The organism is Levilactobacillus andaensis (assembly GCF_016861695.1).
GTDB classification, from domain to species: Bacteria; Bacillota; Bacilli; order Lactobacillales; family Lactobacillaceae; genus Levilactobacillus; species Levilactobacillus andaensis.
Genome location: NZ_BOLP01000004.1, coordinates 430,915 through 456,032, shown reverse-complemented (window position 1 = coordinate 456,032; position 25,118 = coordinate 430,915). Strand labels below are relative to the sequence as shown.

Below are 25,118 nucleotides of genomic sequence, written 5' to 3'. Positions count from 1 at the left end.
TTGACATAACGGCTAAACGCGGTTATGATGGCTGTAGTAAAAACTTTACTAAAAAATTTATTAAGGAGTTAATCGCCATGGATTTCGCCAGCTTAGCAACTGAATACCAAGAAAAGTTTGATGTCGCCCCCCAACGGGTGTTCTTCTCACCAGGCCGTATCAACTTGATCGGTGAATACACCGACTTTAACGGTGGTCACGTTTTCCCAGCCGCTATTAGCATGGGAACTTACGCCGCATTTTCAGCGCGTGATGACCGCAACTTCCGCGTTTATTCTGCCAATGTGCCGGATGCCGGAATGCTAACGTTCTCACTGGATGATTTGAAATTTGATAAGGCTGATAACTGGGCCAACTACCTTAAAGGGATGTTGTTCGAGCTGGCGAAGCAGAATCTGACCATCGACCATGGCTTTGATCTCTTCGTTCACGGAAACTTGCCAGATGCTTCTGGCCTGTCCTCATCAGCCTCAATGGAAATGTTGATGGGAGAAATTCTTCACGCCGGTTATGGCATGAAGCTCGATGAGGTCGAAATGGTCAAGGTCGGCCAACAGGTTGAAAATGACTACTTCGGTTTGAACACCGGGATCATGGATCAATTTGCTATTGGGATGGGGAAGAAAGACCAAGCCATCCTGCTCGACACGAACACCCTGGATTACCAATACGCACCGCTTGCTTTGGGTGACTACGTGGTCGTTATCATGAACACCAAGAAGCGCCGTGAGTTGACGGATTCCAAGTACAACGAACGCCGCGCCCAATGTGAAGAAGCCCTCCGTCGTTTACAAACGAAGCTGGACATCAAGACGTTAGGCGACCTGAGTGAAGACGAATTCGACGAAAATGCTTACCTGATCAACGATGACGTTTTGATCAAACGGGCCCGTCACGCCGTCTTCGAAAACCAACGGACGTTGAAGGCCTTCGAAGCCTTACAAGCCAATGATTTGAAGCGCTTTGGCCACTTGGTCAACGCCTCCCACGTGTCCTTGCACTACGACTTTGCCGTAACCGGTAAGGAACTCGACACGTTGGTTGAAACGGCTTGGGAACAGCCAGGCGTCCTCGGTGCCCGGATGACCGGTGCCGGCTTCGGTGGTTGTGCGATTGCTTTGGTCAAGAAGACCAATGTCGACGACTTCGAAAGTGCTGTCGGTAAGGTCTACGAAGACACTATCGGCCACCCAGCCGAATTCTACGTCGCCGAAATTGCGGACGGTCCTAAGGAAATCCAAGCTTAACATTTGTGTTAGATTGCTCGCACTGCGGCTGCCAGGGATTCCGCCTGCCATGGGGAACGCCTCCAGCCTGAGAAGCGGGCTTCCAGCTCGCCTAAAAGCCGCGAAAATCACGCGTCTCTTAGGTCGTCCCACGATGTAACCCGGGAAAATACCCCGGCTAACATCGTCGACACGGCTGGCTACATCTCTGGACGCCTCCGGCTTAGATTGTTGGCTGCCATTATGGGCGTTGAGTTCTAGGAGCATCCGCAACTTAGCTGGAGGTAGTCGTAGCAACTTCGCTGGTTGACCTCTCGATTGATATCACATTTCAACCGAGCTATCAGCGTCCAGTTTGACTATAGCCTAACTGGACGCAGCAATCGCATTAGAGATAAGATAAATATAGTAGTAAACGTTTAGTGTTGCCATAGCCGGAGGGGGTCAGGTGCGTAACCCCGTGTCGGTGTTCTTAGACCGGCGGGTTACCGGCCTTAGAACACGGGCCGAGCTTTGAAACTCGGTTTATGAGGTTCAAAGTCGCCCTGAAGCCCGTACCTTGGCTTCAGGTCTGCCCCACCGGGTGGAGCACCTGACCACCGCAGGCGACAAACAGCGACAACCACTAAACATAAAAATAGTAAATGTAAAAAACATTAATTTGAGGAGGAATTGATCAATGACAGTTTTAGTCTTAGGTGGTGCCGGTTACATCGGCTCACACGCCGTCGATCGTTTAGTTGAGAAGGGTTACGATGTTGCCGTCGTCGACAACTTGGTAACGGGACACCGGGCCGCAGTGAACAAGAAGGCGCGGTTCTATGAAGGAGACGTTCGTGATCAAGACTTCCTGAACGGTGTTTTTGATAAGGAAGATATCGAAGGGGTTATTCACTTCGCTGCCTTCTCCGTGGTGCCTGAATCCATGAAGAAACCGCTGAAGTACTTCGACAACAACACGGCTGGGATGGTTTCCTTGCTGGAAGTCATGAACAAGCACAACGTGAAGCGCATCGTCTTCTCATCAACGGCCGCAACTTACGGCGAACCTAAGCAGATTCCAATCAAGGAAACTGACCCGCAGATTCCAACCAACCCATACGGTGAAAGCAAGTTAATGATGGAAAAGATCATGCATTGGTCTGACGAAGCTTACGGCATTAAATTTATTGCCTTACGCTACTTCAACGTTGCCGGTGCCAAGGAAGACGGCAGCATTGGTGAAGACCACCATCCAGAAACCCACTTGGTCCCAATCATCTTACAAGTGGCTGCTGGCGAACGGAAAGAATTGTCCATCTTCGGTAGCGACTACCCAACTAAGGATGGGACTAACGTGCGGGATTACGTCCACGTCGTTGATTTGGCCGACGCCCACATTTTAGCGCTGGAATACCTGAAGGCGGGTCACGACAGCGATGCCTTTAACCTGGGTTCTTCAACCGGATTCTCCAACAAGGAAATGCTGGAAGCCGCACGTAAAGTTACGGGCAAAGAAATTCCCGCAACGATGGCGCCACGGCGTGCTGGTGACCCAAGTACGTTGATTGCCGCTAGTGACAAGGCACGGAAAGTGTTGAACTGGAAGCCACGGTTTGACAACGTTGAAGACATTATCCGGACGGCTTGGAACTGGAAGCAAACGCATCCACAAGGCTACAACGACCGGACTGAGGAGAAGTAAGCTATGGCTGAAGATACAATTCAAAAATTTATTGATCACATCGTGTCTTCACCGGCACCTTACACGGAACTCGACCGGCAGTACGTCACGAACCGCATCTTCGCTTTGGTCGGCGACGGTGAGGCCCAGGCCGCCACGGCGGATACGCCCATCGACCTGGTCAACGCCCTGATTGCCACGGCGATTGCGCACGGCAAGATCGAGGATTCCCCCAGTCCTAAAGAAATTTTGGAAGCACAACTGATGGATCTGATGACGCCGCTTCCTTCCGCGATTAACCGCGGTTTCTGGGACCGGTATCAGGAGAGCCCATCCAAGGCGACCGACTGGTTCTACCAGTTAAGCCAAGACAACAACTACATTAAAACGCGTAACATTGCGAAAAACGTGGTCTTCCCGGCCAAGACGGCGGCTGGTGAGTTAGAGATCACCATCAACCTGTCCAAACCAGAAAAGGACCCCAAGGCCATTGCGGCGGCACAGACACAGAAGCAGACGAGCTACCCCTTGGATCAACTGTGCATGACGAATGAAGGGTACTTGGGCCGACTCGGCTATCCCGCTCGCAGCAATCACCGGATCATCCGGTTGATGTTGGGCGGCGAAACCTGGGGCTTCCAGTACTCGCCATACGCCTATTTCTCAGAACACGCGATTTTCCTTGCCAAGGAACACCGGCCAATGGTCATCAACCAACACACGTTTACCAACCTCTTGGAAATCGTGCGGACGTTGCCGACCTACTTTGTCGGAAGCAATGCCGACCTGCCAATCGTGGGTGGTTCCATGCTGACCCATGATCATTATCAGGGGGGCAAGCATACCTTCCCAATGATGAAGGCGCCGATCGACCGACCAGTCGACTTAGGTGTCGCTGGTGTCACGGCGGGCGTTGTTAAATGGCCAATGACCGACATTCGGCTGACCGGGAGTCAACCGGAAGCGCTGATCAATGCGGCCACGAAGGTCTTGAACAGCTGGATCGACTACTCCGATGAGTCCGTCGATGTGCGGGCCTACACAGACAACGTGCGGCACCACACGATTACGCCAATTGCGTACCGCGATGGCGACGACTACGTCCTGGACCTCGTGTTGCGGGACAACCAGACGTCTGCCCAGTATCCGGATGGCATTTTCCATCCGCATCAGGACGTTCAACACATCAAGAAGGAAAACATTGGCTTGATCGAAGTCATGGGCCGAGCAATTTTACCTGCCCGTCTCAAGACAGAAATGGCCGAAGTCACTAAGTACTTGCTGGATCAACCGAACCAAATGGCTGACATGCACAAGGCTTGGGCCGACAGCATCAAGCAGGATCACCCGTTGACGGCAGAGAACGTCACGCCGGTCTTACACCAAGCAATTGGTGACGTTTTCGCACGGGTCTTAGCCGACGCCGGCGTCTTCAAGCGCGACGCCAAGGGGCAAGCGGCATTAGACAAGTTTATCGCACAAATCTAGTTGTATTCCGTCGGCGGCTGACAGGAACTCCACCCGGTGAGGCAGACCTGGGGCCTGAGAAGCGGTCCCCAGGGCGACTTGAAGCCTCAAAGATCGAGTCTCCAAGTTCGGCCACTCCTCTAAGGCTGAGAAATTCGCTCAGTCTAAGAGGACCAACACGGGGTTCCGTTCCTGTCAGCCGCCGACTACAGCTAGTTCTGGCAATGAATTTATGAATGTAAATGATATTTGCAGGCTGACAGTTTCTGTACAACGTGTAGTTAAGTTTTAAAAAGCTATCAGTCTACAGTAAAGTTCGGATGGCTTATTGGTTTCAGCATATGAAATTAGTGTACACAATCTGAGCCGGAGGATGTCAGGGATGGAGACGGCTGTGTCGACGATGTTAGGCGGGGTTCTATCCCGGCTTACATCGTGGGACGACCTGAGAGACGCATGGTTTTTGCGGCTTTCAGGCGAGACGAAAGCCCGTTCTTTGGCTGGAGGCGTTCCCCATAGCAGGTGGAATCCCTGACAGCCGTAGTGCGGCCCAGTTAGACTAATTTAAAGGAGGTGATGGCAATCGCAGCCACGTTAAAGGATATTGCGAAGTCGGTTGGCGTTTCGCTGGCCACGGTGTCGCGGGTCTTGAATTATGACCGCACACTGTCCGTCAGTGACTCGACGCGCAAGCAGATTTTCGAGGTCGCCGAGGAGTTGAACTATAGTAAGCTCAAGCACCGGGCGGCCGCACCAACTAAACAGCTTAAGATTGCCATCGTTCAGTGGTATTCCAAGACCAAGGAACTAGATGACTTGTACTACATGTCGATTCGCTTAGGCCTGGAGAAGCGGAGTGATGAGCGCCACTTCTTAGCGACCAGAACGTTTCAAAATGACTTGCAGGCCATTGAGCCCGATGTTGACGCCATTATTGCCATCGGTAAATTTAGTGACTCACAGGTTGCGGCGATGGCCCGCCTGACACCGAATTTGGTGTTTGTGGATCAAGACCAGCTTTGCCACGGGTATGACAGCGTCGTCACGGACTTTCGATTTGCGGTCCGCCAAGTCATTGATTTCTACTGGCAACGCGACCAACGAAAAATTGGCTTGTTGTACGGGACGGAATGGACGACGGATGGGCAGCTAGAAGTCGTCGACCCGCGGTATCAGGTGTTTAAGCAGGAAATGGAAGCGCGAGACGCTTTTGATGACCGCCTAGTTTTTGCGGGCGACTATACCAACCACTCCGGCTACCAGCAGATGCAAACGGCGATTGCGGAATTGGGCGACGACTTGCCGTCCGCGTTCTTTGTCACCAATGATCCCATGGCGGCTGGGGCGTTGAAGGCGCTCCACGAGAACAACATCGACGTGCCAAGCAGAGTTAGTCTGTTCAGTTTCAACGACACGACGATTGCCAAGTACGTGTTCCCCGAGTTGAGCAGCGTGCACGTCAACACCGAACTTCTCGGCTCAACGGCCGTGGACCTGGTGGAAAATCGTCTCCATACGGGCCGCACCACGCCCCAACTGGTGACAATTGGCACGGCGCTCGTTCCCCGCGAGAGCACCCAGCCAGCACCTGATGAAAAATAAATGAATCGACAAGTACGTTGTCCCCAGGGCAACGTACTTTTTATTTGGGCAACCTAGTGTGACCGTCGCCTTACCGGTCGGCAGATATGGGCTGGAACGGTGCGAACACAACTTGAAGCCTCGAAGGTCGCGAGTCTTCAAGCTTGGTTTTCTGCTAAGCCGGCCAGAAACGCCGACTAAGCAGAACGACGCGCCTGAGCCCATATCTGCCGACCTCTCGGCTTACACAGTAGTTTTATGGCATCGTCTCCATTGTAGTTTGTAAGCCAATTTAATTTATCGGGACGACAATATTTAGCCGGAGGAGGCCAGGGATGTAGCCAGCCGTGTCGACGATGTTAGACGGGGTTCTTTCCCGTCTTACATCGTGGGACAACCTGGGAGACACGTGATCTTCGTGGCTTTCAGGCGAGCCGGAAGCCCGCACTCCAGGCTGGAGGCGTTCCCCATGGCAGGCGGAATCCCTGGCAGCCGCAGTGCGGAAATCAGATGCTATATCTAGTGGGCCGCTAAGTTAAGATTTACTAAATCTGAGGCGGAAAAAATAATTTAAAAAAGTTGCGGTAACCAGCGAAATTGTGACCCGTTTAATTGTGTTCAAGACAGGTCGTTTACTACTTAGGGGAGTTTGCGTTTGGGATGGCATGAGCTGGCCGGTTAAACGGATTTATCATTTTTTATCCACTTACAGTTAACTGCTAGGGAGGAAAACTTGTCGCGCACCTGTTAACTATGTTACATAGCGGCTCGATTTGAAATGTCTAGGGGGCAATCCAAATTTTCTACATATTGTATTCAACTCTCGTTTTTGATACCATATATGGTGCATTCTTATGGACGGGAGCGATTGATATGATGAATACAACAACGGCCGCCACAGTCACGTTGACGGCAGATTTTATTGAAAAAACGGAACAAGAGGTTACCCCACACTGGGGCGAGCTGGGCTGGGTCACCTACAAGCGGACCTACGCACGCTGGCTGCCTGAACAACAACGCAGTGAAGAATGGCCCGAAACGGTCAAACGAGTCGTTGAAGGGAATATCAACCTCGACCCCCGATTACATACGGACAACGTTGATGGTCAAGTGGTTGCCGACCTCACGCAAGAAGCACAACGGCTCTTTAAACTGATCTACGGGTTAGCCGCGACACCTTCTGGCCGGAACCTCTGGATCTCCGGGACCGACTACCAACACCGCAACGGGGACGCCTTAAACAACTGCTGGTTCGTCGCCATTCGGCCACAAGCCTACGGGGATAGTCACATTGTGCCCAGCTACTTGAAACCCGACCAGGTTGTGGCGTCCATGCCATTCTCCTTTATGTTCGACCAATTGATGAAGGGTGGCGGCGTTGGTTTTTCCGTCACGCCAGATAACGTTAAGCAAATGCCTAAGGTCGACCAAAATGTGGACTTGACCATTGTGATTGACGCCGACAGTGCCTCTTACGACGCCTCTGTGGCCTTGGGTGCGGTGGACCGGTCAACGTGGATGCACAGTCATTCCTTGGCTGACGCGCGCTACTACCGACTACCAGACACCCGTGAAGGCTGGGTCCTGGCCAACGCCAACATGATCGACGCCCATTTCAACGGCAGCAATCCTGACCATAAGACTCAAGTCGTCCTGGATATCAGCGACATTCGTCCTAAAGACGCACCGATCCACGGCTTTGGCGGAACCGCTTCTGGCCCGATGCCGTTAGTTGAAATGCTCTTTGACATCAATCAGATTCTAAACGATGCGGTGGGCCGGAAATTGACCGCCGTGGACTGCACGGACATGGGTAACATGATCGGTAAGACCGTCGTTGCGGGGAACGTCCGGCGTTCGGCCGAGCTCGCCTTGGGTGGTGCCGAAGACGATGACTTTATTACTATGAAGCAGGATAAGGACAAGCTCTACCATCACCGTTGGGCGTCCAACAACAGTGTCGCCGTTGACAGTCAATTTAACGACTATCAGCCCATTGCCGACTCCATCCAACATAACGGGGAACCCGGCATCGTCAACCTGGAGCTGTCGAAGAACTACGGTCGGTTAGCCGATGGCCGGCAAGAGGGGATTGACGGCGCCGTTGAGGGGACCAATCCGTGTGGGGAAATCTCACTGAGCAACGGCGAACCCTGCAACCTGTTTGAAGTTTTCCCTAGCGTTGCTGAAGAACAAGGCTGGGACCTGGAAGATGCCTTTGGTTTAGGCGCCCGGTATACCAAACGGGTCACGTTTAGCCACTACGACTGGGAAGTTTCCCGCACGGCCATCCAGAAGAACCGGCGAATTGGGGTCTCCATGTCCGGGATTCAGGACTGGATTCTAAAGACCTTTAAGCAACGCGTGGTCACGGGATTCGCGGCCAAAAAGGACGCCACGACGGGCAAGACGGTCATGCAGCCCATTTACAATCAGGCGGCCGTGAAGCGCGTCAACGACCTGTATCAGGCCGTCGTGCAAGCCGACAAGGACTACTCGGAAACGTTGGGTTGCCAGCCTTCAATTAAGCACACCACGGTCAAGCCGTCCGGAACGGTGGCCAAATTGGCTGGGGTGTCCGAGGGGATGCATTTCCACTACGCGCGTTACCTGATTCAACGGATTCGGTTCCAAGACAGTGATCCCTTGTTGCCCGCCTTAAAGGCCTGTGGCTACAAGGTCGAACCCGATGTGTACAGTCAAAATACGATGTGCGTGGAGTTCCCAGTGAAGGCCGCTCACGCCGATGAGGCCGCCTTTGCGTCCGCCGGTGAGGTGCCAATGGCGGAACAATTTGCCACCCAGGCCTTTCTACAGACGTACTGGTCCGACAACGCCGTTAGCTGCACGGTGACCTTCCAACCCGAGGAGGGCAAGGACATCAGCGGGCTTTTGACGCAGTACCGCAACACAATCAAGTCCACGTCCTTACTGCCATATAGCGGCGCCGACTTCAAGCAAGCACCGAAGGAACCCATCGACGAGGAAACGTACCAGCAACACCGCGCGCAGATCACGGGCGACGTGGCCACGACCTTTGCCGCAATGACGGGCAACCATGACCAGAAAGACATCGAGCTGGTCGACCAATCCGACTGCGAAAGCGGCGCCTGCCCTATCCGGTAGATTGATTCGTGCTGTGACGCTTCGCCAGTCAGGTGCTCCGTCCGGTGGGGACCGCGTGAAGCCGAAGAGCGGTCTTCACGCTTGGTTTCAAGCCTTACAGAAAATCGTGTAAGGCTTGAAACGCATCCCGTGGTGGCAGGCCGGGAAGTCGCCGGTCTGCCACCACCGACACGGGACTACGCACCTGACTGGCTTCAGCTCAGACGGATGTCAATCTGACGGATAACGCGTTGTCGCTTACGATATTGGATTCTCTGAAAATATAATTATGAGACATGGAAGCATTGACTGTAATTGGGTCAATGCTTCTTGTCGTATCTGGGTAGACTGGATTGCGCTTGTGGTTACGCCAATTAGCAATTCGGCCCAGAATATTTGGTGGTGTGCATAGTCAGTCGGCTATTTTACCGGAAAGTAGGCTGCTTTTGGGGACTAGCCGCTTGCTGCGGAGTAAACTAATTTGGGCCAGAGCATAGCAATTTCCGACTAATTTTAGACTGGACTATTCCGCCCACATGGGTCAGAATGCTAGGAGAGGGTTAATGATTTAGCGATACATAGATAGTTCTGAAAATGAAGGGATGATGGGCATGAAGATTTATACGCGAGTCGGGGACCAAGGGATGACGAAACAGGTTAGTGGCAAGATGGTTTCCAAGACGGATGCACAGATTGTGACGCTGGGGGACATCGACGAACTCCAGTCTTACCTAGGGGTCGTGGTTGCCAGCTTGAAGCCGGAACAAACCGACCTGATTGATGAGCTGAGTGAAGTTCAGCGGAAACTCTACGTGGTGGAAGCCGACATTAGTGTGAAACGCCATCAGAAAATGACGCCAGCCGACACGACTCATTTGGAAGAACGGGTCGACTACTTCATTGCCAACGCCCCCGAGTTAAAAGAGTTCATCTTACCCGGCGGCTCACCAGCAGGCGCCAACATCCACTACGCTCGCACGGTGGCTCGGCGCGCAGAACGCTCGGCGGTCGCCCTCAACGCGGAGCAACCCCTAGAGCCAGCTATCCTGACCTACCTCAACCGGTTGTCAGATTACTTCTTCGCCATGGCCCGCTACGTCAACCATCAAGACGGCTACGAAGAAATCTTAAGCAACAAGGAAAAGGCGGACCGCAAAGCAGCCAGAGACGCCAAGCGCCAAGCCAAATTAAACGAAACGACCGACTAATTGAATGCTCAAAAAAACTCCCAGCAATCGTCATGACTGCTGAGAGTTTTTTAGTAAGACTGTTTAGAAATTTAAATAACAGAGTTAGCGAGAAAGCTGGGAAGACACAATCACCAGCCGGAGGAAACCAGACAGAATACTGTGCAGGTGATGTTAGTCGAGGTTCTTACTCGGCTTACATCACGGGCCGTGTTTGAGACTTGCGGGTTAGGCAAGGCTCAAGCACGAACCCGAAGACCGCTTCTCAGGCTTCGGGTGTGCCCCACAGTATGGTGTCTGGTTGCCGCAGGCGGCAATGGTGAGTGGTTTACCAGATTTTGACGCGGTCGGCGGGGGCGAGGTACATGCCATCTCCCGCCTTCACCCCAAACGTCTGGTAGAAGTCGTCTAGGTTCTTGACCTGCACGTTAGCCCGCAACTTAGCTGGGGCGTGCACGTCGATCGACAGCAGTAATTGCATGTATTCCGTCGTGGCCTTCATCCGCCAAACGTTGCCCCAGTTGATGAAGAAGGCCCGCAAATCGACATCGGCTTCGGACTTAGCGGCTTCTAGCGCACAGCTCAGGCCCCCACCATCGGCGATGTTTTCGGAAACGGTCAGCTTACCATTCACCTTTTGACCAGCAAATTCGATCCCGTCGAATTCCTTGATCATGGCTTGGGCGAGGCCCTTGAAGTGGTCGAGGTCGGCGTCAGTCCACCAGTTGTTCAGGTTCCCAAATTCATCGAATTGCGAACCGTTGTTGTCAAAGGCGTGAGAAATTTCATGGGCGATAACGGCCCCGATTCCCCCGTAGTTGGCGCTGCTGGATTGTTCCAGGCTGTAGAATGGTGCTTGTAAAATGGCAGCGGGGAAGACGATTTCGTTGTTCGATGGAGAGTAGTAGGCGTTGACCGTGTCAGCGCTCATGTCCCACCGTTCGCGGTCGACGGGATGCCCCCAACGACTGAAGTGGTTGTCGATGATGATTTCGGTAATCGCCTGTAAGTTGTCAAAGAGGGACTTGGTTTCGTCGATCTTAAACTTACTGAAGAGGGCGTCGATCTTGTCAGGGTAGCCCACCTTGATGGTCAGCTTCTGTAACTTGACGATGGCCTTTTCCCGGGTTGCAGCGCTCAACCAATCGTTGGTTTTGAGCCGTTGTTGGTAAACGTTGGCCATCTTCAGAACCATTTGGCGAACGTCGGCCTTGGCCTTTTCACCAAAGTATTTGCGGCCGTAGTAGTCACCAACGACTTGGCTAAAGGTGCCGGTTGCCAGGTAGAAGGCGGCCTTTTCGCGAGATTGTGCCTGCTTTTGTCCGGACAAGGCTCGATTGTAGGTCCCACCAACTTGCCGGAATTCTTCGGTCAGTGCGCCTCTAGCACCCAGCGCGGTCTTAACCAGCATCCAGCTCTTGATGAGGTCGAAGTTGGCTGGTGACAGAATGTCGTTAGCGGCATCGAAGAAGAGTGGTTGGGGCAAGATGACTTGGTCTGGCGTGTCGTTGATGAGGCCCTTAACGACAGCGGTCAAATCAATGTGGTCGAGTTTAGCATCGACGTCGGCCAGTGGGAATGGGTTGTACATTTTAACGTAGTCGGCGGCTTCTTCGGACGACTTCACGTGCGGTGCGATTTGCGCATCAAATTGCTTGGCTTGTTCGACAACGGTCGTGGCCTTGTCCTCGGAGTAACCGGCGAGTTCGAGCAATTTAACAGCGGTCTGCGTGAAAATCGGCAGGAGTTGCTTAGCGGCCGGATTGTCCTTGGCATAGTAAGTCTTATCGGGCAGGAAGAGGCTAGGCGCGTCTACATAAAGGGCGTATTGGCTCGTGTTCTTCATGTCGGCGTCGACCCCGATGTCGAGTGGCGTTGGCAGGTCCGTCTTGAACCATTCAACTAAGTGCGCGTTGAGGTCAGCGAAGTCTTTGAGCGCTTCGATCTTGGCTAAAACGGGCTTGAGGGGCGCAGTGCCCACCTTTTCCCGTTCGTCAGCATCGCTGGTGAGGGTGTAGAGCTTTTTAAACTCTGCCATCTCAGGGTTAGCTGGTTCGAGCTTCCCGGCAAGTAAGTCGGCAAAGTCGTGCATCAACGTCTTTTCAATGTTGTCGGCCAGGTCACGGAAGCCCCCAGTCGTCGCATGGTCGCCAGGAATCGTGGCCTGTTCAGCCCACTTGCCGTTAACGGCCTCATAGAAATCTTCGGTAACTAGAGACTCGTCGACGGGAAACTTATCGGCACCACCAGCTGGTGAAACAGTCATTAAATGGTTAAGTCGCATACGGAATCCTCCTTAAAATAATCGTTACAAACAGAGTAACTCTTTTAACGGCAAAAGGGAACTTTTTTATCATCAAAATCTAATAAAAGTGGAATCGGCGTCTTTAAATGCTGATAATCAAGCAGTTGAAGAGTTGTTGGAAGTGGGAATCAGCGAAGAAACTTGGGTTGGCAGTGGGCAATCTCGCCAGACTGGTGTCCCTGCTTAATGGTTATGCCACAACTGAGTGAATTGAATTCACTATTGGATGGGCTAAAGCATATGAAACAGATAATGTTGAATGGAAAATCTGTGCCATCATGGCAAATGGGACACCCAATCAGTGGCCGCAAATCAGCGGCAAGTTCAGTCACCAAACAAATATCAGCCGTGAGGGCGGTCAAAAATAGGCTCAGCCGTGGCACTGCCTTAGCGAAGGGGGCTGCTTCGGTTAGGCAGAACCGACCTTTGAGACCTGGTCTATGGGCTCAAAGTCGCGTTCACAGCGTTCCAGCCTATTTTTGACCGCCCGGTAAGGCGTCGTGGACTAGTCGGTGACCATTAGACAGGCTAGTTAATTCAACAGGGAATCATAGCCAGTTAGTCCGGAAGACTCCTAGTCGTAGGCAGTCAGGCACGTAACCCCGTGGAAGTACTCTTAGTCCGGCCGAACTTGCCGGGGTTAGAGTACTGGCCGAGCTTGAAGACTCGGTTTTTGAGGCTGCAAGTCGCCCTGAAGACCGCTTCTCAGGCTTCAGGTCTGCCTCACCGGGTGGAGTGCCTGACTGCCGTAGACGGTTGGAATGCTTCCGGACTAAAAATGGGGCGCTGACGATTGGGTCAGGGTCCCATTTGACAGCGCTAGTCTTCACCGAGAACCTTCTTCTTGGCATGCAGAACGGGGCGCCGGAACTTCGGCCGGGTCCGATCCCAAATGGCAATGTTTTGCTGGTACTGGGTAAAGAAATCGTTGATGTTTTCGGTGGTCAGATTAGTTGGAATCTGGTCCCAGGCCTCGGCACTTTGCAGAAAGGCTTGGCGGATGTCGTGTTCAACGTTGGTCCCCTTGGTCGTTAACCGCAGATACTTCACGCGGCGATCATCCAACTTGGCTTCTTGCTCAACGAATCCATCAAGGAGCAGTGCGCGTAACTTGCGGGCTGCAGCGGAACGGGTCGTGTGGGTTGCATCTGCCAACTCACTTAGCGTAATGTTGCGTTGCTCATGAATTTGTTTCAGCAGTAAATACTGTTCGAAGCTTACCGAGTACTGCCCCGTAATTTGTTCGGCGGCGTTGATCAACACCCGAAAAATTTCCCGGTACTGGCGTAAGAACGCTTCAAATACTCTCTCTTCATGTTGCATGAAAACTCCCCCCTAGGAAAAACATGGTCTGCTGGTTTAGTGAAGTTCGCCAACAAAATAACGGTCACTATTCACTACCTCAGCATACCGTTATTATGCCGCCTGATTGGTGGGGATAAAAATGATTGCGCTTGGAGACGGTGGCTAAGATAAGTCACCTTGTATTCTAAGGAGTAAAGGTAAGCATTTATTGCGCGGGTTGAAGGAAGGCGAGGGTGTCGCTTGGTTGCCAAACGTAAAGGTCGTCACACCGGTAACCGCGCAGCCAAAGGGTGTCGTCGATGTGCCGCAGATAGAAGCCTTTAGGCAGATTAGGGTCGTCATCTTCAATTGGCGACATCACAGTAATTGCCCCCTGAGGCGCTTCATGTTTGCTAAAAATGGAATTGGTGCTCTTAACTTGCGTTTGCCACTGCAGCCGAAAGTCGACAGCTAGGGCCAAAGGACAAGGCTGTAAACCAAGCGTCCGTGCTCGTTGAAAAATGGCGGGCAGGGTAGCAGGCACGGTCAACGCCAACTCACCAACGGTCAGCACTCGCAAATATTGCGTTTGCCCGGCAGGCGTGGACTGAAAACGCGGGTCGGTAAATAAATCTTTAGCGTGGGGATTCAAAGAAATCTTTTGCGCGGCAAGTTCGGTTTGAAATTGGTCAGCGGAAAACCCACTAGTCGTTAAAGTAACAGTATAAGCCATGATAAACTCCTCCTTAGGGTGAAAGAAAGGACCTAACTACCAACGAAAGCGGGCAATTAGGTCCTAGAATGTTTAACTAAAAATGTTCGGATTAAATATTGGCATCAGCATGAAGCTAGATTAGTGTAGCCGGAGGAGGCCAGATACGTAGTCCAGTGGTTGCGTTCTTAGGCTGGGCGATTTTCCCAACCTTAGAACGCTGGCCGACCTTGGAAACTCGTCCTTTGAGGTTCCAAGGCGCCCTGAAGACCGCTTCTCAGTCTTCAGGTCTGCCTCACAGGACGGAGAATCTGGCAGCCGCAGGCGATGAACACTAATCTATTTCGTCATGTAGATGTAGAGGTGGTCGGTGGAGAAGCCGGTGTTGAACCGAATCCCATTCGAATGAATCGTCTTCGTGGTCGTCGACGAACTGTTCTTCTTAGCGTCCTTCAAGACCTTTTCAAACTTGTTGATGACGTATTTCGGCTTAGCACCTAAAGTGGTTCCCAACAGGGCAAAGGTGGTCCCAAACTTCTTCTGACCGGACTTGGTCTTCATTTGCTTAGTGGGCACGATCATAGCGAGGCCCATCAACTTGCCGTCCTGAACGTTACCGCGCACCGTGACGTCCTTGGTGTCGATGAGATTCTTGAGACCGGACTTAGCGGTGGCTGGGAGTAAATCGTCTTTGGCCTGCTTCTTAGCCGTGGCCATTTCAGCTTGAAGTTTCTTCGCAGCGGCCTGTTGTTGCTGCATGGCTGCGGCAGCGGCGGCTGGATTGGTCTTGGCTAAGGCTGCCATTTTTTTCTTCGTGGCGGCTTGGTTCTTTTGGGCCGCTTGAAGTTGCTTTTGAACCTTAGTTGGGAGATAGCTGCCGATGACCATCTGGTTGTATTTGGCGGCAGTCTGCTTGTAGTTGCCTAAGGACTTGACCTTCTTCACGGTGACGGTCTTAGTCGTACTACCGGCCGTGATCTTAACTTTCTGGTCGGTGGTTGCGGCGGGCACTTGGAAGAAATAGGTGCCTCCCTTAACCTTCGTGCTGTGCTTGGACCCGTTGGCAATTTGATAGCTGACCGTCTTGGATTTGGCGCTGCCCTTGATGACTGCGGTCAAAGCAGTTGGGCGGTAGCTGGTCTTGTTCGTGGTGAGTGCGTTATTCGAGCAACCGGCAAGGGTCAAGGCTAACAGACCCAGGGCGCCCAACAAAAACTTCTTCAATTATATCCATCCCTTTAGTGATTAATTTACTTGATTCATCTTACCACAATCTACCAAAGAAGCCAGAATGAGAATTGCCTAACATTTTACCGGGAAGCCTAAAAATCTCGTGAAAAATGACGCAATTAGCTTTCCCTGGCGCGCTAGAATTGTTATCATGAAGTTGTTGAAAGCGATACCACATTGATGGTTTACTATGGGAAGGACGGGATATTATGTATGAACGGATCTTAGTACCGATGGATGGCAGCAAGAATGCCCACGCAGCTCTGGTGGAGGCCACCAAATTAGCCCAAAAATTAGGCTCAAAACTGTTCATCGTTTCCGTCGCCAGTGATCAGACCTATGCCCACTACGGCGCGGAATTCGGTAGCGAAATCATTACCCACTTTAAGGATTCGGCGACGAAATTTCTGGAAAGTGCCGTTGAAGAAGTCAAACAACAGGGTGTCCCCGTTGAGACGAGCTTCAAAGTAGGCCTTCCTAAACCAACCATTGCCAAGACTTTACCGGCGGAATTGCACACGACGTTGACCGTCATTGGCCGTTCCGGTGTTCACGGTTTAGGCAAAGCAATCATGGGGTCCACCACCAACTATGTTGTTCAAAATTCAGAGACGAGCGTTCTGGTGGTTGATTAGGTTAATTTAGCAATTATCGAGAGGTGCGGTCCTGGTGGCCGGGCCTCTTTTCGTTGTGTCAAAAATTGATGAGAAATGGCCGCACTGCGGCTGCCAGGGATTCCGCCTGCTGTGGGGAATGCCTCCAGCCTGAGAAACGGGCTTCCGGCTCGCTTTGAAGCCGTGAAAAACACACGTCTCCAAAGTCGTCCCACGATGTAACCCGGGAAAGAACCCCGGCTAACATCGGCGACACGGCTGGCTGCATCCCTGGCATCCTCCGGCTCAGATTGACTATTGCCAGGACAAACGTTAAGAATGTGGTCACGTGCTACCTCACTACGCATGCAGCTTGGCACGTAACGCCAGATATGCTTGCTACTCTGTGTTGCCATCAGATACTTGTGTAAGCCGAGAGGTCGCCAGATATGGGCTCAGGCGCGTCGTTCTGCTTAGTCAGTGGGTGGTTTCCCCGCTGGCTTAGCAGAAGACCAACCTTGTAGACTCGTGTTTTTCGAGGCTTCAAGTTGTGTCCGCACCGTTCCAGCCCATATCTGGCGGCCGGTAAGGCGAAAGGAACACAAGTGTCCAAAATGGAAATGAGCGCAAAAAAACACACCGACAGTATCGGTGTGTTTTCAGTAATGACTTCAGCTTACTTCTTGTTCTTTAACCAACGTTGTAAGTCTGAAATTTCGTCGCGGCGCTTCCGGTCCTTTTTACGGTTAACCTTCCGACGGCCTTGGACGCCATTTGGATGTGCTTTTCTCATTGTAAAAACCCTCGCTTAATTAAAATAACAATCGACTGTAAGTTTACTGGTTTTCCTAGCAAAATGCAAGCTCTATACAGGATTAACTAGTTTTAAACCACCCGGAAGCGTTGACAGGGCAACGTTTACTGTGATTTGTTTAAAATTTTTATTGGGGTCCGACCAACCTGTCAGAAAGTGGTATATTGGAATCAATTCGCTAAAACGGCGAACAGAATGTTGTCCATTGATGGCGTGATTCGAGCGCTTTACGTGCGTTGTTTTCATTGGATAAACCGTGATGCAACGCGGATGTAGGGCACATCATTTGGAAATAGACGTTGCGGCCACATGCCTGTAGCGGAGGGTTAAGCCACCCGCAAAAACCACGTTCTGTTTTTAATCACCCAATCATCAATTGTAGCGCCAATAGTTTTACATAGGCTTTAGTGTAACCGAACGAAATAAGCGGCATTAATCCCCATTGTGACTTAATATTTAACTGGGGTCAACGGTTCGGTGAAAACTGAAACGTAACAGTTAGGGCATGATAACGCTCTGAGCTGTATTTGGCAAGCTTTTGTGTAGGTTGCGTCATTGTTAGGTGCAATCTCGGCGTATGTTCTGGAGTTAGTCCTCCTTAATGTGAATGCACAATCAGAGCCGGAGGAGGCCAGGGACGGAGCCAGCCGTGAAAATGGTGTTAGCCGGGGTCCTTTCCCGGGTTACAGCATGGGACGACCTGAGAGACGCGTGGGTTTCGCGGCTTTCAGGCGAGCTGGAAGCCCGTACTTAGGCTGAAGGCGTTCCCCACAGCAGGCGTAGTCCCTGGCAGCCGCAGTGCGGCCATTTTTACACAATTTTATTACTTAAGAGAGTTAAGGAAAGGGACGGCGAGAATGCAAGTTCTAAAGACGAAACGTGGACTGCTCTGGGCGTGGCTGATTGCCATGGTCGTGGGCGGCATCCTGGTATGGGGGACCGCTCACGATGCGGCGCTATACCGCGACCCCATCATGCAGGTGACCAGCGTTAAGACGGGCAAGGCGACTAAGGAGACCGATGACTTTCACAACGTCGATAGCCAGACGAAACAAGTCTTGTCTGGGAAAATTTTAAATGGCAAATATCAAGGCCACCAGCTGACCGTCAGCAATGTTTACTCTTACTCGCGGGCGATGGACCAGAAGTATCACGTGGGTAGCCAACTCTTTGTGGTCGTCCATGACCGTAACGGCCAGCAATTGACCGCGACCGCTAAAGACAGTAAGCGTGACACCACGTTAGTCTTCATGGTTTGGCTGGTCGTGGCGTTGTTACTATTGATTATGCAGTTCAGCGGCTTCATGGCCTTCCTGAGTGTGGCGGCCAACGGGGTGCTCTTCTTCCTGGCCATCGTCCTCAATGGGTCGACGCAGGGGGCGCAGGTTCTCTGGATCTTTGGCAGTCTCGCCGTGGTCTTTGCGGCCCTTACGTTGTGGCTGGTCATCGGGGCCAACCGGCAGATGGTGATCACGTTAGCCACCACGCTGGGGGGGACGGCGTTTTCCATCATCGTGGCGCTACTAGTCTTTCACGTGACCCACGAGCGCGGCATGTACTACGAATCCATGCAGTACGTCACGCAACTCCCCCGGCCGTTGTTTTTAGCGGAAACGTTACTGGGGTCGTTGGGGGCGGTCATGGATGAGTCGACCGACATTATTTCGTCGCTATTTGCCCTGAAACGGGAGCGCCCGGAGCTGTCGGCCAATCAGGTCTTCAAGTCCGGCCGCCAGATTGGGTCGACCATCATGGGACCGCTGATCAACGTGCTGTTCTTCATCTTCGTGGCCGACACGTTCCCAATGGCCATGCTGTATTTGAAAAATGGGAACAGCTGGGGCTACACGTTCTCGATGAACATGTCGATGGGTGTCGTGCAGAGCCTGATCAGCGGTATCGGCATTGTCTTGGCGGTCCCACTTGCTAGTTTCCTGGCGAGCCGCTTCATGGATAAGAAGAAGGTGACGGCATGAGTACGATTACGGTATTGGGATTGGTCTTGCTGGTCCTCATGGTGCTGGTCGGTGGCAAGGCCGGCGCGCAGTCGTTTCTGGCGTTGATTTTAAACTTTGGCCTGCTGTATTTGGCCATCGTTCTGGTCGCGTTTCACTTCTCACCGCTGATCGTGACGCTGGTCGTGGGGATGTTGGTGCTTGCACTGACCATCTTTATGAGTAGCGGCGATGACCTGTCAAGCACCGTGGCATTCATTGCGTCGGCGGTGGTGTTGGTGGTCTTGGTCCTGTTGATCGTGCCGGTGGAAAATTGGGCGCTAGTCCAGGGCTTCGGCCCCGAAGACAGTGAGGACTTGGAAGGCCTGTCGGTGCTGGTTGGGATAAAATTTGTGCAAGTTACGACCGCCACGGCCATCCTGAGCACGCTGGGTGCCATTGCGGAGGCCGCTATGGCCATTTCGGCCGGCCTCAGTGAGATTCTCGAGCAACACCCGCAAGTGAGCACCAAGGCCTTGTTAGGGGACGGTATCGCCGTGGGTAAGCAGATCATTGGGACGACGTTTAACACGCTGTTCTTTGGCTTCTTCGGTGGGTTCTTGGCCCTCTTCATCTGGTTTACGGGCGTTCACTACTCGTTCGGTGAGATTTTAAACGATAAAATTTTTGTGTCGGAAATTCTGATGATTCTCTTTGCCATGGTCAGTGTGATCTTGACGGTGCCGATTACCACGTGGGTCATGACCCGCGCGGTGGCTGGGCAACGGAAGCGCGCAGATAAGCAGGGAGATAACTAAAAAGTGTGGTGCTGGCGGGCATCACACTTTTTTGGTATGGTCAGAGTAAATTGACCACATTATTGCTATGGTTATTCGGTACAGTTTTCGTAAAAATCAATTCAAAAAGTTCTGGTTATCCCAGGGCAACGTCAGCCCAAGAATCACGTACAACCAGTCCAGCCCACCGAAGAAAAAGATCAAACGAACAACATAGTTAGGAATCACAAAATAGTGAGCGATACCACTGCAAACGCCAGCGATAACGGCATCTTGACTTGAACGCGTTAAGCTTTTCATGGGGGAGGACCTCTTTCTGAAGGATGGCGTTACTTGATAGGTCAAGTATATCATGGGGGGATGGAATTATGCGGAAAGTGGGATGCAGATCACTTATGTTGTGTGGGACGGGTGGCGGTGAAATAGCCATTTGTAAATGACATGTGCTTTTAGGGGTTCAACGCTTGTTACGGTAGAAGCTCAATCAGAGCTGGAGGCGGCCAGGGATGTAGCCAGCCGTGGTAATCCTGTTAGCTGGCCGCTGGCGAGCTAACAAGATGGGCGACTTTTAAGACGCGTGTTTTCCGCGGCTTAAAAGCGAGCGATAAGCCGGGTGTTTTTCCAGGCTGAAGCGTCCCCACAGCAGGCGGAATCCCTGACAGCCGCAGTGCGGACATTTTCATCTATCCCTAAGGTTTTCAAAGCACAAAAAAACGGCTCCCCATACAACTTATGGGCGAGCCGTTTCACATTAGAATTTAGTTGCTACTGCTAGCACTGCTGGTACTGGTTGCGCTACTTTCAACGGCACTGCTACTGGAACTAGCAACGCTGGAAGAAGTGGCAGCGGACTCACTAGAGGCGCTGGCGCTCGTGGCGGTCGCCGTCACAACGTTAGCGATGTTGGTCAGGTTGCCGGAGTAGACCCAGTAACGCTTGGCACTGTTCTTCGATGGGCGAATCCGGTACCACATGGACCCGTTGCTCTTCTTGGCGGTCATGTCGATGTAGTAGGTCTTACCAACCTTAGGCGAAATCTTGGACCAACTTTGACGCTTGGCGTTCTTGTTGGAGCCCTTGACGTGGTTGTACAGGTAGTACTTCTTGTACGTGCTGCTCAATTGGGCCTGTTGGTTGACAGAGGTGTAAGTTGCGGACATTAACTTCGTGTGACTCAAGTTAATGCTGTTGTAGTACTTCTTGACCATTTGATAGAACATCGCCATGGTGTACTTTTGACCGAAATACTTGCTCCCGGCGCTAGCGTAGTAGCCAACGGGATCGGTATGCGTAGAACCACCGAGGTACTTCGCAACGGAACCGTGGGACCAAACCGTTCCCTTACCGTCGTAAGCGGCATCGTTAGGCTTCAAGTTGTATTCGTCTAACAGATAAGCGGTATACCATGCGGCGTTCGCAATTTCATGGGCGAAGGCAGACTTGCTGTGGACTTCGACCTGTTCAAATTGAACGAAGCGCGCGTTCCCGGGATAGCCGACACCCCATGAGAGGTAGTCGGTGTTGGCGATGTTGATGATGCTAGAAGCATCGACGAAACTGTGAACGAAGGCGTTGTTGTAGTTACGCTTCATGTAGGCGATTTCGTTGTAGATGGTTGAGGAAGGGTTGGCCGTTTCATGAATAACGACACCTTCCGGCTTAGCTTTACCATTTCGATACTTGTATTTTGGAAAACCACTCCAAACATTACTCGTGACTTTCGCCGGCGTAATGTCCTGACTATTAATATAATCATTGACGTTGGAGCTGGCAGCTGAAGCCGTGGTCGTTGACAAGCCGAAGATTCCGGCTGCCCCCAGTGTGGCCAGTGCGGTTAAAACTACTTTATGCATTTTCACCCTGATCATCCCTCATATCTTTCTTCTAGTTTAATTACGACAGCCGTGCTAGCGGTTGCTCAGTCGATAATATCCGTTATCAACTATATACATGATTGGTCCTGCCGACAACCGCCAGATTGGGCCTTTTGCGTAATATTACGGTGGTAATAACGAGCGCCATGGGCTTTACTGGCGGTGTTTGCAAATAGATTAAATGTTGGTGACCCCTGTAACTTATCTGTAATATTAAGTGTCGGGGTTTATACATTTTGACTTGGTTGTTAATTTTGGTGGCATTTAATCGGTTAAAAAGTGGTGCTGAAGATTGCCGATAACACTGGTATGATGGCGTTTTCCGGACGCTTCTGGAAACACCACAGACCTGCCAGTAGCCACCACAAAAATGGCCCAACTTGTCATCCTGCAATCTATTTAGTCCAACAAACATTTAGTGGGAACGTACACCTGAATTCACAGTTGGCAGCTCCGCTAGTCGATACCCTCTACTGAAAAGGGTAACACCTAATGGCAACGGAACGGAAGAATCTGCTTTGTTGTGCAACCAACTTACCAAACGCCGGACAACCTAAAAAGCATGCGACTACTAGAGTTCAGCAGGGCACGCTATTTTTGAGAATTTGCTAACGGTTAGTGCCGGTGAAACGCATTTGTAAATTGAAAAGCCATCTACGAACTGCCCAACGACAATGACAATCCCAATCGAAATTGCAGTGCCCCAACTTGAAATCCAGAGCCGGGGCTAAACGTCAGTAAAGTTAGCGCGCAATGTGAGCCGGAGGAGGCCAGGGATGCAGCCAGCCGTGGAAATACTGTTAGCTGGCCGCTGGCTAGCTAACAGGATGGGCGACTTTTAAGACACAGGTTCTTCGTGGCTTAAAATCGAGTCGGAGGACCGCCCCATAGTCCGGAGCGTCCCCACAGCAGGCGGAATCCCTGGCAGCCGGAGCGCGGCCATTTCACGCAAGTATAACTACTCTGCAGTAGCCCAGCTCTGCCGTTTCCGGTCGATGTGCAGTTTCTGTTGGCATTCGGGGCAGAGACCGTACACCTCAACGTGATTGCTCGTCACCAAGTACCCGGTTTGCTTGCTGGCCTGGTCGTTCAGTTCCTGTTCGATCTCGTCGAAGTCGGGAGCGAAGACATCGGTAATCTTACCGCAGTTCTCACAGATGACGTGGTAGTGGGGCCGCCCGTAGAAATCGTAGCGAATCCCACCGTTGTCGTTCGGCAATTCAATGACGATACCCAGGTCCACTAAGAGGTTAAGCGTGTTGTAGACGGTCGCCATGCTAAGGTTAGGAAGTTGGTCCGATAGCGCATTAAAAATGGTGTCGACCGCCGGATGGTTATGGTGGGTCACCAAATAAGTTAAGATAATTTGTCGTTGTGGGGTCACCCGGACGTGGTGCTCCTTCAACGTCTTCAAGGCTTGGTTGAGAAGTTGTTGCTGACTAGCCATTGGGAATCCCTCCTTTAATTTATAATCAGTCTAGTTTGACTCTATTAAACCACATTTTGGCGACACGTCCAGCATTCCGCTCTACTTTAGAATAAATCGTGATTAAAAATTAAAAAATGCCAAATTGACGTTTACTTTTTCCGGGATAGTGAGTACAATGGATTCGTTAGCAGATAATAATCATTCTAAATTAGCTGAGATTAATTAGATACACCTAACTTTTGTTTCTAACTAGTGTTAAACTATAATATGATTGAATTATCGGAAATCTTTTGGGGGCGAAGTAGTTATGAAAAAGGTAAAAAAGCAGGCCACGTTGGCGCAACGGATCAACGTGCTGCGGGCTAGTGTGATGGGGGCTAACGACGGGATTCTTTCCGTTGCTGGGATTGTTATTGGTGTCGCGGGGGCGGCCACCAGTAGTTACGCCATCTTTATTTCCGGGATTGCCGGAATGATTGCCGGGACAGTCTCCATGGCGATGGGCGAGTATGTCTCGGTCAACACGCAAAAGGACGCGCAACGTAAGGCCATTGAAACTCAGACGGTCGCGTTGGATGACAATTATGATGATGAGTTTTCCTTTGTCCGTGACAAGTATGCGGCGACCGGCATCAAACCGGAGCTGGCGGAACAGGCCACGAAAGAAATGATGGCCGAGGATCCAGTGAAGACCACCGTCCGTGAGCGATTTGGCTTTAACGCTGGTGAGTACACTAATCCATTTTCCGCAGCGATTGCGTCAATGATCTCCTTCCCAACCGGGTCGATTCTGCCACTGTTGTCGATTACCCTGTTGCCAGCAAAATGGCGCATCCTGGGGACCTTCTTGGCCGTGGTCGTGGCGCTGTCGATTACCGGTTACGTGGCGGCGATGCTGGGGAATGCGAACCGTCGAAACGGGACGGCGCGTAACGTCATTGCCGGAATTTTAACGATGCTGGTCACCTACGGCATCGGTAGCTTATTCGCTTAGGGGAGGCTCAACTATGGTTGCAAATCGAGAATTGAAGAAAGCTAAAAAGCAACATCAAACAATGGAAGAAAAGCTCAACACGTTGCGGGCCGGCGTTCTGGGCTCAAATGATGGGATTTTGACGGTTGTCGGGGTCCTGTTCAGTGTCGCCGCCGCAACGAACAACCAGTTTACGATTTTTATCGCCGGTTTATCCGACCTGCTGGCCTGCGCCTTTTCCATGGCGTCTGGCGAATACGCCTCCGTCAGCACGCAAAAGGATACCGAAAAGGCGGCCGTGGCGAAGGAAGAACGGTTGCTGGACACGGATTATGCGGGTCAGCTGAAATCCGTCCAACAGTTTTACCTGGACCGCGGGGTCAGCGAGGAAACGTCACTGGCCATCGCCAAGGACCTGATGAGTAAGGACGCGCTGGGCACGGTCGTCAACGTTAAGGAAGACATTCAACTCGGCCACTACATGAACCCTTGGGACGCCGCCTTTTCCTCACTGTTCGCGGCGGCTTTGGGTGGGACCTTCCCACTGGTTGCCATGACGCTCTTTCCAGCCGCAACCCAGTGGCCAGCGACCATTGTGGCCGTGCTGTTGTCCGTCACGTTGACGGGTTTTCTGAGTGCTAAATTAGGCCATGGACTGGTGAAGACAGCCATTATTCGGAACCTGATTGTCGGCATTATTACCATGTTTATTCACTACTACGTTGGTCAGTTCTTCTAAGCAGATTATTCCCACTTTCTTATGGCATTGCCAGAGAGCAAGTGTAAAATGGGCCGAACACGTCAGATTGGGTCGTTGTTGAAATCGACGAGGTGTTCGGTCCTTTTGTATCCAGTCTTTGCTTAGAGTGAGGCTGACCGAACACGGTGGCGCAGGTGAACTTGCCGGCGCCCACCTAAGAACAACTGACGAATCATTTTTTGAA

18 protein-coding genes are annotated in these 25,118 nt (G+C 51.8%); 11 read left to right on the top strand and 7 right to left on the bottom strand.

Going from position 1 to position 25,118, the window contains the following annotated elements; translation table 11 throughout:
• The first annotated feature begins 77 nt into the window (after positions 1 to 77).
• The 6 genes from JUF10_RS04635 (at position 78) to JUF10_RS04610 (ending at position 10,250) form a co-directional block, all read left to right on the top strand.
• Entirely contained in the window at positions 78 to 1,247 is a 1,170-nt protein-coding gene (locus JUF10_RS04635) for a galactokinase (RefSeq protein ID WP_203641065.1), read from the top strand.
• A gap of 658 nt (positions 1,248 to 1,905) precedes the next feature.
• A complete protein-coding gene (gene galE / locus JUF10_RS04630; protein WP_048734977.1) occupies positions 1,906 to 2,910 on the top strand; it encodes a UDP-glucose 4-epimerase GalE in 1,005 nt (334 codons plus the stop codon).
• Between the two features lie 3 nt (positions 2,911 to 2,913).
• On the top strand, positions 2,914 to 4,377 hold the full coding sequence (locus JUF10_RS04625) for a UDP-glucose--hexose-1-phosphate uridylyltransferase (RefSeq protein WP_203641064.1): 1,464 nt from the start codon (positions 2,914 to 2,916) through the stop codon (positions 4,375 to 4,377).
• Between the two features lie 555 nt (positions 4,378 to 4,932).
• Entirely contained in the window at positions 4,933 to 5,958 is a 1,026-nt protein-coding gene (locus JUF10_RS04620) for a LacI family DNA-binding transcriptional regulator (RefSeq protein ID WP_203641063.1), read from the top strand.
• A gap of 855 nt (positions 5,959 to 6,813) precedes the next feature.
• A complete protein-coding gene (gene nrdJ / locus JUF10_RS04615; RefSeq protein ID WP_203641095.1) occupies positions 6,814 to 9,063 on the top strand; it encodes a ribonucleoside-triphosphate reductase, adenosylcobalamin-dependent in 2,250 nt (749 codons plus the stop codon).
• 584 nt (positions 9,064 to 9,647) lie between these two features.
• Complete coding sequence (locus tag JUF10_RS04610) at positions 9,648 to 10,250, top strand: cob(I)yrinic acid a,c-diamide adenosyltransferase (RefSeq protein WP_203641062.1); 603 nt, start codon at positions 9,648 to 9,650, stop codon at positions 10,248 to 10,250.
• Between the two features lie 307 nt (positions 10,251 to 10,557).
• On the opposite strand, the gene JUF10_RS04605 is transcribed toward JUF10_RS04610, so the two are convergent.
• The 4 genes from JUF10_RS04605 to JUF10_RS04590 all read right to left on the bottom strand — a co-directional run bounded on the left by JUF10_RS04605 (position 10,558) and on the right by JUF10_RS04590 (position 15,754).
• A complete protein-coding gene (locus JUF10_RS04605; protein ID WP_203641061.1) occupies positions 10,558 to 12,513 on the bottom strand; it encodes a M13 family metallopeptidase in 1,956 nt (651 codons plus the stop codon).
• An 840-nt stretch (positions 12,514 to 13,353) separates the two neighbouring features.
• Entirely contained in the window at positions 13,354 to 13,857 is a 504-nt protein-coding gene (locus tag JUF10_RS04600; RefSeq protein ID WP_203641060.1) for a MarR family transcriptional regulator, read from the bottom strand.
• 187 nt (positions 13,858 to 14,044) lie between these two features.
• Entirely contained in the window at positions 14,045 to 14,551 is a 507-nt protein-coding gene (locus tag JUF10_RS14085) for a hypothetical protein (protein WP_236008156.1), read from the bottom strand.
• A gap of 318 nt (positions 14,552 to 14,869) precedes the next feature.
• The gene (locus JUF10_RS04590; RefSeq protein ID WP_203641059.1) at positions 14,870 to 15,754 is read right to left on the bottom strand and encodes a hypothetical protein; all 885 of its coding nucleotides are present in this window, start codon (positions 15,752 to 15,754) and stop codon (positions 14,870 to 14,872) included.
• A 215-nt stretch (positions 15,755 to 15,969) separates the two neighbouring features.
• Here JUF10_RS04590 and JUF10_RS04585 point away from each other — a divergent pair, with 215 nt between their 5' ends.
• From JUF10_RS04585 to JUF10_RS04575, 3 genes are all read left to right on the top strand, one after another.
• On the top strand, positions 15,970 to 16,395 hold the full coding sequence (locus JUF10_RS04585; protein ID WP_203641058.1) for a universal stress protein: 426 nt from the start codon (positions 15,970 to 15,972) through the stop codon (positions 16,393 to 16,395).
• Positions 16,396 to 18,024: 1,629 nt separating this feature from the next.
• Complete coding sequence (locus JUF10_RS04580; protein WP_203641057.1) at positions 18,025 to 19,143, top strand: YibE/F family protein; 1,119 nt, start codon at positions 18,025 to 18,027, stop codon at positions 19,141 to 19,143.
• On the top strand, positions 19,140 to 19,919 hold the full coding sequence (locus JUF10_RS04575; protein ID WP_203641056.1) for a YibE/F family protein: 780 nt from the start codon (positions 19,140 to 19,142) through the stop codon (positions 19,917 to 19,919). Before JUF10_RS04580 ends, JUF10_RS04575 begins: the two co-directional genes overlap by 4 nt.
• Before the next feature lie 96 nt (positions 19,920 to 20,015).
• Here the strand turns inward: JUF10_RS04575 and JUF10_RS04570 are convergent, their stop codons facing one another.
• From JUF10_RS04570 to JUF10_RS04560, 3 genes are all read right to left on the bottom strand, one after another.
• Complete coding sequence (locus JUF10_RS04570) at positions 20,016 to 20,198, bottom strand: PspC domain-containing protein (protein ID WP_203641055.1); 183 nt, start codon at positions 20,196 to 20,198, stop codon at positions 20,016 to 20,018.
• A gap of 458 nt (positions 20,199 to 20,656) precedes the next feature.
• A complete protein-coding gene (locus JUF10_RS04565; protein ID WP_203641054.1) occupies positions 20,657 to 21,751 on the bottom strand; it encodes a peptidoglycan recognition protein family protein in 1,095 nt (364 codons plus the stop codon).
• 979 nt (positions 21,752 to 22,730) lie between these two features.
• Positions 22,731 to 23,219, bottom strand: coding sequence for a Fur family transcriptional regulator (locus JUF10_RS04560; RefSeq protein ID WP_203641053.1), 489 nt, complete (start codon positions 23,217 to 23,219; stop codon positions 22,731 to 22,733).
• Between the two features lie 289 nt (positions 23,220 to 23,508).
• On the opposite strand from JUF10_RS04560, the gene JUF10_RS04555 reads away from it, so the two are divergent.
• Positions 23,509 to 24,195 (top strand): VIT1/CCC1 transporter family protein, encoded by a 687-nt coding sequence (locus tag JUF10_RS04555; RefSeq protein ID WP_203641052.1) that lies wholly within the window; start codon positions 23,509 to 23,511, stop codon positions 24,193 to 24,195.
• A gap of 13 nt (positions 24,196 to 24,208) precedes the next feature.
• A complete protein-coding gene (locus JUF10_RS04550) occupies positions 24,209 to 24,913 on the top strand; it encodes a VIT1/CCC1 transporter family protein (RefSeq protein WP_203641051.1) in 705 nt (234 codons plus the stop codon).
• Positions 24,914 to 25,118 lie beyond the last annotated feature (205 nt).

Coding starts and splice junctions, on each gene's coding strand:
- JUF10_RS04635 (WP_203641065.1), top strand. CDS start 78: ATGGATTTCGCCAGCTTAGCAACTGAATACCAAGAAAAGTTTGATGTC.
- galE (WP_048734977.1), top strand. CDS start 1,906: ATGACAGTTTTAGTCTTAGGTGGTGCCGGTTACATCGGCTCACACGCC.
- JUF10_RS04625 (WP_203641064.1), top strand. CDS start 2,914: ATGGCTGAAGATACAATTCAAAAATTTATTGATCACATCGTGTCTTCA.
- JUF10_RS04620 (WP_203641063.1), top strand. CDS start 4,933: ATGGCAATCGCAGCCACGTTAAAGGATATTGCGAAGTCGGTTGGCGTT.
- nrdJ (WP_203641095.1), top strand. CDS start 6,814: ATGAATACAACAACGGCCGCCACAGTCACGTTGACGGCAGATTTTATT.
- JUF10_RS04610 (WP_203641062.1), top strand. CDS start 9,648: ATGGGCATGAAGATTTATACGCGAGTCGGGGACCAAGGGATGACGAAA.
- JUF10_RS04605 (WP_203641061.1), bottom strand. CDS start 12,513: ATGCGACTTAACCATTTAATGACTGTTTCACCAGCTGGTGGTGCCGAT.
- JUF10_RS04600 (WP_203641060.1), bottom strand. CDS start 13,857: ATGCAACATGAAGAGAGAGTATTTGAAGCGTTCTTACGCCAGTACCGG.
- JUF10_RS14085 (WP_236008156.1), bottom strand. CDS start 14,551: ATGGCTTATACTGTTACTTTAACGACTAGTGGGTTTTCCGCTGACCAA.
- JUF10_RS04585 (WP_203641058.1), top strand. CDS start 15,970: ATGTATGAACGGATCTTAGTACCGATGGATGGCAGCAAGAATGCCCAC.
- JUF10_RS04580 (WP_203641057.1), top strand. CDS start 18,025: ATGCAAGTTCTAAAGACGAAACGTGGACTGCTCTGGGCGTGGCTGATT.
- JUF10_RS04575 (WP_203641056.1), top strand. CDS start 19,140: ATGAGTACGATTACGGTATTGGGATTGGTCTTGCTGGTCCTCATGGTG.
- JUF10_RS04570 (WP_203641055.1), bottom strand. CDS start 20,198: ATGAAAAGCTTAACGCGTTCAAGTCAAGATGCCGTTATCGCTGGCGTT.
- JUF10_RS04565 (WP_203641054.1), bottom strand. CDS start 21,751: ATGCATAAAGTAGTTTTAACCGCACTGGCCACACTGGGGGCAGCCGGA.
- JUF10_RS04560 (WP_203641053.1), bottom strand. CDS start 23,219: ATGGCTAGTCAGCAACAACTTCTCAACCAAGCCTTGAAGACGTTGAAG.
- JUF10_RS04555 (WP_203641052.1), top strand. CDS start 23,509: ATGAAAAAGGTAAAAAAGCAGGCCACGTTGGCGCAACGGATCAACGTG.
- JUF10_RS04550 (WP_203641051.1), top strand. CDS start 24,209: ATGGTTGCAAATCGAGAATTGAAGAAAGCTAAAAAGCAACATCAAACA.